Annotated in this window: 14 protein-coding genes; 12 read left to right on the plus strand and 2 right to left on the minus strand. The window is 66.2% G+C overall.

The window, feature by feature from the left end:
• Positions 1-9: 9 nt before the first annotated feature.
• The 10 genes from VLK31_RS18950 (at position 10) to VLK31_RS18995 (ending at position 12,244) form a co-directional block, all read left to right on the plus strand.
• Entirely contained in the window at positions 10-753 is a 744-nt protein-coding gene (locus VLK31_RS18950) for a PspA/IM30 family protein (RefSeq protein ID WP_409169974.1), read from the plus strand.
• A 2-nt stretch (positions 754-755) separates the two neighbouring features.
• The gene (locus VLK31_RS18955) at positions 756-1,157 is read left to right on the plus strand and encodes a hypothetical protein (protein WP_409169975.1); all 402 of its coding nucleotides are present in this window, start codon (positions 756-758) and stop codon (positions 1,155-1,157) included.
• 36 nt (positions 1,158-1,193) lie between these two features.
• Complete coding sequence (locus tag VLK31_RS18960) at positions 1,194-1,847, plus strand: ubiquinone biosynthesis protein (RefSeq protein ID WP_409169976.1); 654 nt, start codon at positions 1,194-1,196, stop codon at positions 1,845-1,847.
• A gap of 107 nt (positions 1,848-1,954) precedes the next feature.
• Positions 1,955-4,123, plus strand: coding sequence for a hypothetical protein (locus VLK31_RS18965; RefSeq protein ID WP_409169977.1), 2,169 nt, complete (start codon positions 1,955-1,957; stop codon positions 4,121-4,123).
• Between the two features lie 13 nt (positions 4,124-4,136).
• Positions 4,137-4,259 carry a hypothetical protein gene (locus VLK31_RS18970; protein WP_409169978.1) on the plus strand — a complete coding sequence of 41 codons (123 nt, stop codon included), beginning with the start codon at positions 4,137-4,139 and terminating at the stop codon, positions 4,257-4,259.
• A gap of 12 nt (positions 4,260-4,271) precedes the next feature.
• Positions 4,272-9,527, plus strand: coding sequence for a DNA repair ATPase (locus VLK31_RS18975; protein WP_409169979.1), 5,256 nt, complete (start codon positions 4,272-4,274; stop codon positions 9,525-9,527).
• Between the two features lie 327 nt (positions 9,528-9,854).
• A complete protein-coding gene (locus VLK31_RS18980) occupies positions 9,855-10,556 on the plus strand; it encodes a phospholipase D-like domain-containing protein (protein ID WP_409169980.1) in 702 nt (233 codons plus the stop codon).
• A complete protein-coding gene (locus VLK31_RS18985; protein WP_409169981.1) occupies positions 10,553-11,137 on the plus strand; it encodes a hypothetical protein in 585 nt (194 codons plus the stop codon). Before VLK31_RS18980 ends, VLK31_RS18985 begins: the two co-directional genes overlap by 4 nt.
• Before the next feature lie 11 nt (positions 11,138-11,148).
• Positions 11,149-11,331, plus strand: a complete 183-nt coding sequence (locus VLK31_RS18990) for a hypothetical protein (RefSeq protein WP_409169982.1) — start codon at positions 11,149-11,151, stop codon at positions 11,329-11,331.
• A gap of 124 nt (positions 11,332-11,455) precedes the next feature.
• Positions 11,456-12,244, plus strand: a complete 789-nt coding sequence (locus tag VLK31_RS18995; protein ID WP_409169983.1) for a competence protein CoiA — start codon at positions 11,456-11,458, stop codon at positions 12,242-12,244.
• 42 nt (positions 12,245-12,286) lie between these two features.
• Here the strand turns inward: VLK31_RS18995 and VLK31_RS19000 are convergent, their stop codons facing one another.
• Together VLK31_RS19000 and VLK31_RS19005 are read right to left on the minus strand one after the other, a co-directional pair.
• Positions 12,287-12,433: a hypothetical protein gene (locus VLK31_RS19000; protein ID WP_409169984.1), complete on the minus strand. Its 147-nt coding sequence runs from the start codon at positions 12,431-12,433 to the stop codon at positions 12,287-12,289.
• Positions 12,434-12,562: 129 nt separating this feature from the next.
• Positions 12,563-13,129 (minus strand): LuxR C-terminal-related transcriptional regulator, encoded by a 567-nt coding sequence (locus tag VLK31_RS19005; RefSeq protein WP_409169985.1) that lies wholly within the window; start codon positions 13,127-13,129, stop codon positions 12,563-12,565.
• Positions 13,130-13,224: 95 nt separating this feature from the next.
• Here VLK31_RS19005 and VLK31_RS19010 point away from each other — a divergent pair, with 95 nt between their 5' ends.
• The gene (locus tag VLK31_RS19010) at positions 13,225-14,037 is read left to right on the plus strand and encodes a CoA transferase subunit A (protein ID WP_409169986.1); all 813 of its coding nucleotides are present in this window, start codon (positions 13,225-13,227) and stop codon (positions 14,035-14,037) included.
• Position 14,038: 1 nt separating this feature from the next.
• Positions 14,039-14,677, plus strand: coding sequence for a 3-oxoacid CoA-transferase subunit B (locus VLK31_RS19015; protein ID WP_409169987.1), 639 nt, complete (start codon positions 14,039-14,041; stop codon positions 14,675-14,677).
• Positions 14,678-14,763: the final 86 nt, after the last annotated feature.

Here is a 14,763-nt window from a genome sequence, read left to right on the forward strand (position 1 = left end):
GAGATCCACATGACAGTCATCAAGAAGCTGGTCACCTTGCTGCGCGGCAGCGCACGCGAAATTGGCGAGAGCGTGGTCGACAGCAACGCCACGCGCATCTACGAGCAGGAAATCATCGACGCCAAGCACAGCATCGAAAAAGCCAAGGGCGACCTCACGGGCGTGATGGCCAAGGAGATGCAGTCGGCCCGCGAAATCGTTCGCTTGAAGAACGAAGTGGCGCGCTACGAAGGCTTGGCGCTGGAGGCGCTCAACAAGACGCAGGAAGGCTTGGCGCTGGACGTGGCTTCCAAGGTCGGCACGCTCGAACAAGAGCTCGAAGAGCAGGCCAAGGCGCATGCCTATTACGCCATGCAGGTGTCCAAACTCAAGGAGCTGATCAAGTCGGCCGAGGCGCGCATTCGCGAGCACGAGCGCGAGATCGGCATCGCCAAGACCACCGAGAGCGTGTATCGCGCCACGCAGTCCATCTCCGAGAACATCGGCAGCGGTGGCTCGCGCTTGGCCAATGCGCGCGAGTCGCTGGAGCGCATTCGCGCACGGCACGAAGACTTGTCCGACCGCATGTCCGCTGGCCAGCAATTGGAGAACGAGTTCGGTCACGGCGCGCTCGAAAAGAAGCTCGCGGCTGCGGGCATCGGCAACGACGCCGACCGCACCGGCAAGGTGATGGAGCGCATTCGCGCGCGCCAGGCCAGCGCATCGAACACGGGTACGGGTTCGGGTACGGGTACGGGCACCGGAGCCGCATAACCATGCGCGCCAAGCCGGTCCGCTGGCAGGGCTCCGACGAGGCGATACGCGCCGTTCAAGTGGCGTTCGACGTGGAGGAGGCCGTGCTCGAATCCGTGCGCAGCGCGGCGTTCGAGCAGCATGTGTCCACGTCGGACCAGATCCGCCAGGTGCTGGGGCTGACAACCACCTCGAAGCCGAAGCGCCCGCGCCTCACCGTTTCGCTGAGCGCGGCGGACTACGAATTTCTGGCGAAGCGCTACGGCCTCGCCCCCGACGACCGCCTGGCCATCAAGGAGAGGGCCACGCGAGATCTGATTGCCTTCGCGGCGCAGGCAACATCGGGGGGTGCAGCATCGGCGGGTAAAACGTCGCCGAGCGCAAAGAAGAACACCGGCACGGGAAGGCCGGTACGCGGCAAGTAGAACAACAAACAACAACCCGCAAGCGGGGGAGGATCAATGGGCAATTTCATGGGAGCGGTGACGGGGTACCCCACCGCGATCTACACGGTGCTGCTGGGCGTCGTGGTGATCTACTGGGTGCTCGCGATGCTCGGCATGGTCGACATCGAACACAGCGGGCTGGACGTCGACGTGCACATGCACACGCATGCCGACGGCGACACCAGCGACATCGGCCATCTCGCCAGCTATGTGGTGGCTCTGGGCTTGAACGGCGTGCCGTTCTCGGTGGCCGTGAGCCTGCTGGTGCTGGCCTCGTGGACGTTGTGCTGCCTGGGCGGCGAATGGCTGCTGCCGCTGGTGCCCACGCTGCCCCTGCAGTTGCTGGCCGGCACGGCGCTGCTGGTGCTCAGCGCGGTCATTGCGATTCCCATCACCGCGGTGGCCATCCGGCCGCTGCGCGGGCTGTTCGTGAGCCACTCGGCCGTGAGCAATGCCGCGCTGGTCGGCCAACTCTGCCGCGTGGTCACCGGCGTGGTGAACGAGAAGGACGGCCGCGCCGAGGTGGCACGCCGCGGGGCCAGCCTGAACGTTCGCGTGTGGGCCACCACACCCAATGCGCTGAAGCGCGGTTCGCAGGCGCTGATCATCGAATACGACGAGGTGGCCGGGCGCTACCTTGTGGCCGCGCACGACGAGCCCGTCGGCTGACGGCCTGACCGTCCGTTCGACTGCCAAAACCGCTTTCGCGCGTGCCTTGCCGGCGCGCCGCACCCCTCACCTGTTCGTCTCGCTCTCAAAGCAATTCTGGAGAAAAAATGGAGCCCATCATCTTTGCCATCGTCATACTGGCCGTGGTCATCCTCGGCCTGTTCGCGATGTTCGCCAAGTTCTATCGAAAGATCGAACAGGGCCACGCGCTCATCGTGAACACGCTGCGCGCGGAGCCCGAGGTGACCTTCACCGGGCGCCTGGTCTACCCGATCATTCACAAGGCCGAGCTGATGGACATTTCGGTCAAGACGATCGAAATCGACCGCTCGGGCAACGAAGGCCTGATCTGCCGCGACAACATTCGCGCGGACATCAAGGTGAAGTTCTTCGTGCGTGTGAACAAGACGGCCGACGACGTGCTGAAGGTGGCGCAGGGCATCGGCTGCGCGCGGGCCTCCAACCACGAGACGCTGGAAGAACTGTTCTCGGCCAAGTTCTCCGAGGCGCTGAAGACGGTGGGCAAGTCGATGGACTTCGTCGATCTGTACCAGGCACGCGACGGTTTCCGTGACCAGATCATCAGCCAGATCGGCAACGACCTGTCGGGCTACGTGCTCGAAGACGCGGCCATCGACTACCTCGAGCAAACGCCGCTGTCGGAGCTGGACGCCAACAACATCCTCGATGCGCAGGGCATCAAGAAGATCACCGAGCTCACGGCGGTCGAGCATGTGCGCACCAACGAGCTGCGCCGCAACGAGGAAATGCAGATCAAGAAGAAGAACGTCGAAACGCAGGAGGCCTTGCTCGAGCTGGAGCGCCAGCAGGCCGACGCCACCTCGCGCCAGCACCGCGAAATTGCCAGCGTGCGTGCGCGCGAAGAAGCCGAGACCTCCAAGATCCAGTCCGAGGAGCGCACCAAGTCCGAAACCGCGCGCCTGCTGTCGGAGCAGACGGTGTCGGTGCATCAGGAGAATGTGCAGCGCGAGAAGGAAGTGGCCGAGAACAACCGCAAGCGCGCCGTGGCCGTGGAGGAGGAAAAGGTCATTCGTGCCCGCGACCTGGAGATTGTCGACCGCGAGAAAGAAGTGACACTCCAGCGCATCGAAAAGGACAAGGCCGTCGAAGTGCAGAAGAAGGCCATTGCCGACGTGATTCGCGAGCGCATCGTGGTCGAGCGCACCGTGGCCGAGCAGGAAGAAGCCATCAAGGAACTGCGCGTGGTGGCCGAGGCCGAGCGCACCAAGAAGGCGGTCGTGATCATGGCCGAGGGCCAGGCCGACGAGAAGATGGTGATCGACGTGAAGGCCGCCGAAACCCAGGAAAAGCGCGCGCGCCACAAGGCTGCCGAAGAGCTCACGCTGGCCGATGCCAAGCTGAAGGTTGCCGAGCGCGACGCCGAATCGAAGAAGCGCGAAGCCGAAGGCATGGAAGCCATTTCGGCCGCGCCGGGCCTTGCGGCCGCCAAGGTCGAGATTGCGACCGCGCAAGCCAGGCTCGCCAGCTTCGAGGCCGAAGCCTCGGGCAAGGAGAAGCTGGGCCTGGCCGAGGTGCACGTGCGCCAGGCCGATGCCGACGCCATCCTGAAGTCGGGTCAAGCCGATGCGCAGGTCATCGAGGCCCGCTCGCAGGCAGAAGCCGCCGGCATGCGCGCCAAGTTCGAGGCCGAGGCTTCGGGCAAGGAAAAGCTAGGCCTTGCCGAGGTGAGCGTGCGCACGGCAGATGCCGAGGCCACGCTCAAATCGGGCCAGGCCGAAGCGCAGGTGATCGAAGCGCGCTTCAACGCCGAGGCCAAGGGCCTGCACGAGAAGTTCGAGGCCATGAAGTCGATGAGCCCCGAGACCCGCGACCATGAAGAGTTCCGCATGCGGCTGGAAAAGTCGCACATCGAGACCATGAAGGGCATCGATGCGCAGACCGCCATTGCCAAGGAACAGGCCGAGGTGCTGGGCACGGCGCTGTCCAACGCCAAGATCGACATAGTGGGCGGCTCGGGCGACTACTTCGACAGCTTCGTGCGCTCGCTGTCGGTGGGCAAGGGCATCGACGGCGTCATCTCCAAGAGCAACGCGTTGCAGGTGGCCTTCAAGGACCAGCTGTCGGGCGACCGCGATGTGGTGAAAGACCTGCGCGACATCGTCGGCGCACTGGGCACCTCGTCGGGTGAAATTCAGAACCTGAGCGTGGCCGCGCTGATGAGCAAGATTTCCAGCGACGGCAGCGAGAGCCAGAAGAACGCGCTGCAGAACCTGATTTCCACCTTCCGCCATTGAACCGGGGCGCGCGATGAACCCGAACCTGAAGTGCAGTTGCCCGGCGCATGCGCCGATGCAGCCTGTGGCATTGGCCGAGGCGCTGCTCGCGGTGCCCCACCGCGACGAACTGCTCGCACTGCTGCGCGCGGACTGAGCGCGCCGACCTATGCAACCCACGCAAGAAACAGGAACACCGCCCGGCGCCGATGTTCAGCCAGGGCAGACCGACCCGACCGAGGCGCTGGTCTCCGGCAGCGGCAGCTACGACCTGCTGAAGAAGCGGCTCGAAACCCAGGGCGAAGGCCTGCTGAAGAAGACGCAGGCGCTCAACGAGCAGCGCCTGGCCGAGTTCGGCCGCTCCGACCAGACGCTGATACTGCGCACCCGCGCGCGCACCGAGAACAACGCGGTGGCGCGCGACCTGGTGCGCATCGGCGACCTGCTGCTGTTCGGCTACAACGTGTTCATCGGCCTGCGCAAGGAAACGGCCGTGGGAGACGTGTTCGGGCTGTACCGGCTCGCAACGCCGGGCGAAGCCGCCACCGAGAACGACGAGCTGCAGCCGGTGCCGCTGGCCGGCACCTTTCTGGAAGACACGCGCTTCGCTTCGGACTTTCGCGAGCTCTACGCCTACTACAAGCAGGCCACGCTGCTGCAGTTGCGCGTGACGCAGGACAAGCTGCTCGCCGCCTTCCAGATCGGCCAGCAGGTGACCGACGTGCGCGTGTTCCGCTGGGCCATCGAGCGCGATGGGCGCATCAGCTACATCGACAACCGCGGCGAGCGCGACATTGCGCTGCCCGCGAGCCACGACTTCGAATGGACCGTGGCCACGCGCGAAGACCACGTGGGCGGCAAGCATCCGCATGTGAACGTGCTGGACACCGTGTTCGTCGAAACGCTGGGCGGCGACCTCACCGTCAAGATAGAGAACAACACGGAGACCGGCCTGGGCATCTACAGCGAGCCGGTGGACGACCGCACCCAGTCGCTGACCGACGCGGAGATTGCTTGGGCCAAGCTGGGCATGCTGATCTTGCTGCGCGTGAAGCCGTACCGCGAGCAGGTCACGCGCTACCTGGTGTTCAACATTCGCACGCAGCAGGTGGAGCGCATCGACGCCATCGGTGGCTCCTGCGTGCAGTTGCCTGAAGACCACGGCATCATTTTTCCGGGCGGCTACTACCTGCAGTCGGGCGAGCACAAGCGCTTCGACCTGCCGGCCGACGTGGTGGAGAGCCTGCGCTTCAAGCGCATGCTGCGCTCGCCCAACGGCGAAGACGTGGCCTATATCTTCTACGACCCCAAGCCGGGCCGCTACGCGCTGTTCAACTACAACCTGATCGACAAGAAGCTCGCGACGCCCATCATTGCCAACGGCTACGCGCGCTTTGCCGACGGCCGCATCCTGGTGTTTCACGACAACGGCAGCGAGCCGACGCGCGTGCACCCGATGCAGCTGTGGCAGACGCCTTTTGCCAGCGAAGAGCATGTGAGCGCGCAGCCGCCCGCCACCGGCTTCTTCGGCAAGATCGGCAACGCCGAGCTGGTGCGCGGCGTGAGCGATCTCATGGGCATTGCGCGCGCGGTGCGCGAGCAGGCGCCCACCCGGGCGGCCTACGAAGACCTCATTCGCCAGTGCACCCGCGTGAGCGACGCCTACTTCTGGCTCGACGCGCCCGAAGCCACCGGCCTCATGGCCGAGCTGCGCAGCATCAGCGAGGTGGCGCGCAGCACGCTGGCGGAGTTCGAGAAGGTCGACACCCTGCGCCGCGAAACCGCGCGTGCGCTGGCCCGCGCGGAAGACGAGCAGCATGCGCTGCTGGTCGACATTGCCAGCACCATCTGGCGCGCGCCCGACGACTTTGTGAAGGCGCTGGGCCGCCTGCGCGAGCGCCGCGGCGCGTTGCAGATGCTGAAGGAGCTGCGCTACGCGGATCTGCCTCGCATTGCCGCGATGGACGCCGCGCTGCAGACCGAGCAGCAGCGCATCGGCGAGCGTGCCATGCAGTTTCTGGCGGCCGACAGCGCCTTCGTCGGCCAGCGCCAGGCGCTGGACAAGCTCGCGCTCGATCTGCCCAACCTGGCGACGTCACCGGCGCTGGGGCAACTGCTGAACACGCTGGACGAGCAGGCCGCCGGGCTCGACCTGCTCACGGAGCAACTGGGCAGCCTGCCGGGTGGAGACGCGGTCATTCGCACGTCGATTCTCGACCGCATCTCGCTCATCTATGCGGACATCAACCGCATGCGGGCCGATGCGCGCGCGCGGCGCAAGTCGCTGGGCGCCACCGAGGCGCGGGCCGAGTTTGGCGCGCAGTTCAAGCTCTTTGGCCAGGCGGTCGAAAACGCGCTGGAGTTTGCCGACACGCCCGAGAAGTGCGACGACGCGCTCACGCGCCTGCTGGCCCAGCTCGAAGAAATAGAAGGCCGCTTCGCCGAGCAGGAAGACTTTCTGGGCGACATCGCGGAGAAGCGCGAGAACGTGTACGAGGCGCTCTCGGCCCGGCGCCAGAGCCTGGTGGAGGCACGCCAGCGCCGCGCGCAGGGCGTGGTGGACGCAGCGGGGCGCATTCTGGACGGCATCGGACGGCGCATTGCGCAGTTTGGTGATCTGACGCAGGTGCACAGCTACTTTGCGGCCGACCCGATGATCGGCAAGCTGCATACGCTGATTGCCGATCTGCGCACGCTGGGCGCGGCCGTGCCGGCCGACGAGCTGGACACCCGCCTGAAGACCGCGCGCGACCAGGCCTTGCGCTCGGTGCGCGACAAGCGCGAGCTGGTGAGCGAGGGTGGCGACACGCTGCGCCTGGGCCGCCACGCATTCACCGTGCACCGCCAGCCGGTCGATCTGACGCTGGTGGCGCGCGAGGAGGGCATGGCCTTTCAGGTGACGGGCACCGACTACCAGAGCCCCGTGGACGACGAGCGCCTGCGGGCCTTGCAGACTTACTGGAACCAGTCGCTGGTGTCCGAAACGCGAGAGCTTTCGCGCGCCGAGTACCTGGCCGGCCGGTTGCTCGAAGCCTTGCTCGACGGCAAGGCGGACCGCGGCTGGGCCGATGTGCGCACGCTGCTGGCCGAAGACCCGCTGCATCCGCAACTGCTGGAGATGGTGCGGCGCTTTGCAGCCGCGCGCTACCAGGAGGGCTACCAGAAGGGCATTCATGACGACGACGCGCTGCGCCTGCTGGGCGCGCTGGTCACCATGCAGGACCAGGCCGGCCTGCTGGCCTGGGGGCCGACCGAGCGCGCGCTGGCGCTGCTCTACTGGCAGCACGGCCACCTGATCGCGCACCGCGAGTCGTTGCTGCGCCGCGCGCGGGCCGCGCTGCAGATGCAGGACATGTTCGGGCGGCGCGACGCGCTGGAGCAGCTGGAGGCCGACACCGCGCGATCGCTGAACCATTTCGCGCGCGACGTGCTGCCCGACCTGTTGCCGATAACGGAAACCGCTGACGACGACGAGCGCGAAGCCCACAAGGGCCGCATCGCGACCCTGTGCGACCAGGCCGCGGCGTACCTGGTGCGCGAACTCGCGGCGCACGCCGGCGACACCTGGGTCGTGTCCGGTGCGGGCGAAGACCTGGCCGCTGCCTTGCTGCGCGAACTCGAACGCGGCGGGCGCCGCGACGCCTGGCAGCACGACCTGGACGCCGCACCGCCCGCGGAGCGCTGGCGCCTGTCGCGTGACTGGGTGCGCGCGTATGCCGTGCACCAGTCGCCTCAGTCGTTGGACTGGGCCGACGACGCCGCCAGCGTGCTCGCCATGCCGCTGCAGCGCACGCGCGTGAACGTGGCGCTCGACCGCACGGTGGAGGGCCTGCGCAGCGAGCACCCGCGCGTGGTCGATGGGCGCGTGACGCTGAACCTGAACGACTTCTGGCGCCGCTTTCTTTTCCATGCACAGCACGCGGTGCCTGGCTACGAGGCGTTGCAGGCGCTGCGCCATGCGCTGCTGGAGCGCGAAAAGGCGCGCCTGAATCTGAGCCAGTTCCAGGCCAAGCCGCTGTCGACCTTTGTTCGCAACCAGCTGATCGACGAGCTGTACCTGCCGCTCATCGGCGACAACCTGGCCAAGCAGATCGGCTCTTCCGGAGAGGGCAGCCGCACCGACCGCATGGGCCTGCTGCTGCTGATCTCCCCGCCGGGCTACGGCAAGACGACGTTGATGGAGTACGTGGCCGACCGCCTGGGCCTGATCTTCGTGCGCATCAACTGCCCCGCGCTGGGCCACGGCGTGACCGCCATCGACCCGGCCAACGCGCCCAACAGCGCGGCACGGCAAGAGCTGGAAAAGCTCAACCTGGGCCTGGCGATGGGCAGCAACGTGATGCTGTACCTGGACGACATTCAGCACACCAGCCCGGAGTTTCTGCAGAAGTTCATTGCGCTGGCCGACGGCACGCGCCGCATCGAGGGCGTGTGGAACGGCGAGCCGCGCAGCTACGACATGCGCGGCAAGCGCTTTGCGGTGGTGATGGCGGGCAACCCCTACACGGAGTCGGGCGATGTGTTCAAGATTCCGGACATGCTGGCCAACCGGGCCGACATCTACAACCTGGGCGATGTGCTGTCGGGCCGCGAGGCGGCGTTTGCGCTGTCGTACATCGAGAACAGCCTCACGTCGAACCCCACGCTGATGCCGCTGGCCTCGCGCGACCCGAAGGACGTGCAGTTGCTGGTGCAGATGGCGCAGGGCCACGACGTGCCGAGCAGTGCGTTGTCGCACGCTTACAGCGCGGTGGAGCTGGAAGAAATAAAGGCGCTGCTGCAGCGCCTGTTCCGTGCGCGCGACCTGTTGTTGAAGGTCAACTTGGCCTACATCGAATCGGCCGCGCAGCAAGAAAACTACCGCATGGCGCCGCCGTTCAAGCTGCAGGGCAGTTACCGCAACATGACGAAGCTGGCGGGCAAGATCACGGCGTTGATGCGAGACGAGGAGCTGGATGCGCTGTTGCGTGACCACTACCGCGGCGAGGCGCAAACGCTGACCACGGGTGCGGAAGAAAACCTGTTGCGGCTTGCGCAGTTGCTGGGCAGCCCGACGCCGGAGGAGAACGCGCGCTGGAAGGCCATCTGCGAAGAGTTCGTGCGTCAGCGCAAGCTGGGTGGTGGCGACGTGGACGGCAGCCAGCGCATTGCGAGCAGCATGCTTGACGTGGCGCGCGCGGTCGATGCATTGAAGCCCCAACCGGTGGTGCCCGCCGAGGGGCCGAGCGAAAGCCAACGGTTGGCCGACGCGATGTTGCAGATTGCGGTGACGTACCGCGAACTGATCCTGCCGCTTGTGACCGCTACCGAGCGTCGGCTTGAGCTGGACCGGTCGATCAAGCAGGACATGGAGCGGTTGGCCTCTGAAGTGCAGGCTGCTCGGGGTGTTCCCAAGCGTTCGCCCAAAACGGACAAGGATCAGTAGCGTGAGCTTGTGCTTTGTTGTTCGCGCATTGGGGGCATTCAGGGCGCGCCCACGCCGACGGGGTACCTTGCTCCGCGAATGTCCCCCGGGGCTTCGCCCCTCCTCCTTTATTTCGCTGCGCAAGGCACCCCATCGGCGTGTGCGTTATGCGGAGCGGCCGTTGATCGGCGGAACACCCGCAGCGTGCCCTGGTGCACAGGGCGGCGGGTACTCCCCGCAGCGAAATAAAGGAGGAGCGAAGCGGGGGACATTCGCGGAGGGGAGTACCCGGCGGCCTGTGCACGCGCCCTGAACGTCGGTAAAAAAAGAGCCAAAGAAACACCCGAAATGTCAGATTTCCCAACCCTCCTGGCCCAACTGGAAGCGTCGTTGACCGACGCCCGCTTGAGCGACGACGAACGCCGTGTGCTGGTTCATACATTGCGCGAGGCCTCACCCCCTGAAGACGGCCTGCGCCAACTGCGCAACCGTGCCTTCGACCTCGTGCGCGCCCGCACCGTCGAGCCCGAACAACTGGCCTTGCTGAAATGGCTCGAAGGCGTGGTGCGCGCCATCGACTCCGGCCGCTCGCCCGACAACGTCGCCGTGCGCTCACAGGCCTTCTTCAGCCCCGGCATGGCATGCCTGCAGGCCATCACCCGGCAACTGAGGGCGGCCAAACGCTCGGTGGACCTGTGCGTATTCACGCTGTCGGACGACCGCATAACCGCCGAAGTGCTGGCCGCGCATCGGCGCGGTGTGGCGCTGCGCTGCATCTCCGACAACGACAAGGAATTCGACCGCGGCAGCGACATCGGCCAACTGCGCGCGGCCGGCATTCCGGTGGCGCTGGACCGCACCGACGCCCACATGCACCACAAATTTGCCATCTTCGACGGCATGCGCCTGCTCAACGGCAGCTACAACTGGACCCGCAGCGCCTGCGAGTTCAACGAGGAAAACCTGGTGCTCACCAACGACCCCGCGCTCGTGCGCCGCTTCGCCGACGAATTCGATACCTTGTGGAAAGAACTGCAGGCCCACCGATGAGCAACAACCGACGCATCGACTACGACTGGGAGCTGCCCCCCGCCTTGCAGCAACGCCTGGGCTCCTCCAGCTACGGCGCGCAGCGCATCATTCACGAGCAGGGCCACCTGATGGTGATCCTGCACGAGCCGCCCGCCGGCACCGGCGCCGAGCGCAAGCCCGCCGTGTTCCTGCGCAAGCCCGACGGCGCCTGGCTGCACAAGGGCAACAACCCCGGAGAGAAGGCGCTTCAGAAGCTGCTCGAAAGCTACCGCGCCGCGCTGAGCACGTTCGAGATCAGGCACGAGGCGGCCGAAACGTCGGAGGCGCTGTTCCAGATCCTCGGCCCGCTGATTCCGCTGTCGCGCGCCGCGTCCAACGTGCAGGCGACGCTGCAGGCCGCGCGCGAGGCCGTGGCGGAAGACCCGCTCATCACCGACATGCGCGACCGCGCGGTGGAAATAGCCCGCGGCATCGAGCTGCTGCTGGCCGACACGCGCATGTCGCTCGACTACCGGCTCGCGCATGCGGCCGAGCAGCAGGCGCGCGCGGCCGTGGAAGTGAGCGCGCGCAGCACAAGCTCAACACCATTGCGGCGCTGACCTTCCCGCTGATGGCCATTGGCGCGGCCTTCGGCATGAACCTGCACAGCGGCATGGAAAGCCTGCCGGGCTGGGTGTACTGGGCGATCTTCGGCGGCGGGCTGGTCATGGGCCTGGTTCTGCGCGGATGGGTCAAGGCGCCGGAGCCGGTGGTGTCAGTGGCCACTAGGCCCGGGTTGCTGAAGAAGAAGTAAGCAGGCCGGTTCGCCGTCACGACCGTTGCGGGCCGCGCGATCGCCTGTTGGCACCGTGAGAAATTCGAGCAGTGCGAACGTCCAAATTCGCACATGACCGCAGACCCGGCTTACGATCTCGCGCGTGCTCACAGCCCTGCGCCACTCCGACGGTCTGAAGATGCTTGCCCGCGATGCCGAGCGCAGCCACGGGCCGTTCGCTTGCGCCGCGTGCGCGGGCGAAATGATGCTGAGAAAGGGCCCGATCCGGGTCCATCATTTCGCCCACAAGGCCGCCATCGCGTGCCGCCAGGGCTTCGGCGAAACCGAAGACCACTTGCTCGTGAAGCTCGCGATCCACGACGCCTTGCGCGCCGAAGTCAACGTGACCGATGTGGAGGTCGAGAAGCGCCTGCCCGGTGCGGTTGCCGATGTCTTCGCCGTCATCTCCGGCGTGGCGGTGGCGATCGAGGTGCAGCGCAGTGTGCTGGGCGTTGCCGACGTGGCGGCGCGAACGGCCAACTACCACCGCCTGGGCATCGCCGTGGTGTGGGTCGCGATGCCCGACGGCGAGCTCGACTTCGACAGGTACAGCCCCTGCGCCTGGGAGCGCTGGTGCCATGCGGCCTGCTTCGGGCGGGTCTACCACTGGGCACAGGGCCAGTGGCTGCGCCCCGTGCACTACGCGCCCTTCAGCCTGCATGTGCCGCAGCAGACCTGGCGCAAGGCCGGTCGCGAGCACAGCGCGGGCGGCTACGACAGGCGCTCCAGGCTCTGGGTGCGGCCGATGCCGGGCGAGCCGGTGCTGTTGTCAGCGCACTTTCAGAAGCGGGTGCGGCCCGCGTGGTCCGGCGGCAAGCTGGTGGTGCCGGACTGCACGCTGTTCATCGACCGGCAGCCGAACTGGTGGAGCCAACAGCCGGAGCCGCGCTGAGCCTCAGGGGCTCCTGCAGGGCGCTGTCGGCGCCCGCAGCCGCTACAGCCTGACGTTGATGATCGACAGAATGATGGCCGACAGCGTGAGCGCCATCGGCATCTGCTGCGCGGCCAGCGCATGCGCGCGCGCCACGGTCACCTGGGTTTGCAGCAGCAGGCTTTTTTCGGAATGAAGGGATGTGGGCATTGCAGACTCCTTGAGCGATGTGCGGGCGGCTTGCCCGCATGCCTCCACGATAGGCCGCGAGGCGCACGCCGAATCGCCGCTTTCAAGGACGCGGCGTTTCCGTTTTGGCAACGGTCCAACGCGGAACTTTCAGCCTGCTATAAGTTTCTGCACCAGCTCCGCCGTGGTGGCCGCTGCGTACTTGCGCATCAGCCGTGCCCGGTGCAGCTCCACCGTGCGGTGGCTGATGCCCAGCGCCTTGCCTATTTCCTTGGAGGTGAGCCCGCGCATCACCTGCGCGGCCACCTCGCGTTCGCGCGGCGTGAGTTCGGCCTTCACCGCGCGGCGCGAGCCCAGGTCCTCGAAGGTCCAGATGCCGGCCTCGTGCGGCGCTTCGCGGTTCAGTGCATGGCCGGTGACGTGGCACCAGAAGGTCTCGCCCGCAATGGAGCCGTGCAGGCCGCCCAGGCGTTTCATCATGCGGTTGTCGGCGTAGTTGCCGCTGGCGTTCAGGAAGGGTTCCATGCGCTTGCCGATGCGCTCGAACTCGGCCACGCTGGGGTACAGGATGCTGAACGAATGCCCCACCAGCGCCGGGGGCGTTGCACCGAAAATTTCGCACACCCGCAGGTTGCAGGCGACGATGGTGCGGTTGCTCGAAACCACCATGCCGACGGGCGCATGTTCAAAAGCCAGCCGGTAATCGATCTCGGGCATCGGGGGTCACCATTACGAAATACTACGTATGCGGGTACGTAGTATCGTTCAGGGCTTTCCCCACCCACTCTCCATTCATCCATCAAGGAGCCCGAGTGAACAAGATCTATCCCTCCGCAGAAGCGGCACTCAAGGGAGTCGTGGCCGACGGGCAAATGCTCGCGGTCGGCGGCTTCGGCCTTTGCGGCATTCCCGAGGCGCTGATCGACGCGCTGAAGGACTCCGGCGTGCAAGACCTCACCGTGGTCTCGAACAACGCGGGCGTCGACGGTTTCGGCCTCGGCAAGCTGCTGGAAACGCGCCAGATCAAGAAGATGGTGGCCTCCTACGTCGGCGAGAACAAGGAGTTCGAGCGTCAGTACCTGGCCGGCGAACTCGAGCTTGAATTCACGCCCCAGGGCACGCTGGCCGAAAAGCTGCGCGCCGGCGGCGCGGGCATTCCGGCCTTCTTCACCAAGACCGGCGTGGGCACGCAAGTGGCCGAGGGCAAGGAGCTGCGCGAGTTCAACGGCGAAACCTACGTGATGGAACATTCGCTGGTGCCCGACGTGGCGCTGGTGAAGGCCGACGTGGCAGACAAGTCGGGCAACCTGCGCTTTCGTCTGACGGCACGCAACTTCAACCCGGCCGCCGCCATGGCCGGCAAGGTCTGCATCGTGGAAGTCGAGAAAATCGTCGAAGTGGGCGAACTGGCCCCCGACGACATTCACCTGCCGGGCATCTACGTGCACCGCATCGTGCTGAACGCCAACCCCGAGAAGCGCATCGAAAAGCGCACCGTGAGCGCCGCCGCCCCGGTGGACGTGGCCGCGGCCAAGGTCGAGGCCCAGGCCGTCATCGCGCAGGCCGCCGCCAGTGCCGAAGTGCCCGTGCCCACCGTCCCCGCCAACAAGAAAGAAGGAGCCTGAGATGCCCTGGACCCAAGACCAGATGGCGGCCCGTGCCGCCCAAGAACTCGAAGACGGCTTCTACGTGAACCTGGGCATCGGCATTCCGACGCTGGTGGCCAACCACACGGGCACCAAGGAGGTATGGCTGCAGAGCGAGAACGGCATGCTGGGCATCGGCCCGTTCCCGACCGAAGACAACGTCGACGCCGACCTCATCAACGCCGGCAAGCAGACCGTCACCACGCTGCCCGGCTCGGCCATCTTCGGCAGCCATGACAGCTTTGCGATGATTCGCGGCGGCAAGATCAACCTGTCGATCCTGGGTGCGATGCAGGTCAGCGCCACCGGCGACTTGGCTAACTGGATGATCCCCGGCAAGATGGTCAAGGGCATGGGCGGCGCCATGGACCTGGTGGCCGGCGTGAAGCGCGTGATCGTGCTCATGGAACACGTGGCCAAGAAGAAAGACGGCACCGAAGATCTCAAGATCCTCGAGAAGTGCAGCCTGCCGCTGACCGGTGTGGGCGTGGTCGACCGCATCATCACCGACCTGGCCGTGATGGACGTGGTGCCCGAAGGCCTGAAGGTCGTCGAGCTGGCACCGGGCGTGAGCTTCGACGCGCTGCAGGCCAAGACGGGCGCCAAGCTCATCCAGTAAGGCCCATACGGCGGCCTTACGCGACAACAACCAAGGGCAGGGCCGCGAGAGCGGGCCCTGCCTTTTTGCTTTGATGGAGAACATGC

This window comes from Variovorax sp. H27-G14, assembly GCF_046156345.1.
GTDB lineage: Bacteria > Pseudomonadota > Gammaproteobacteria > Burkholderiales > Burkholderiaceae_C > Variovorax.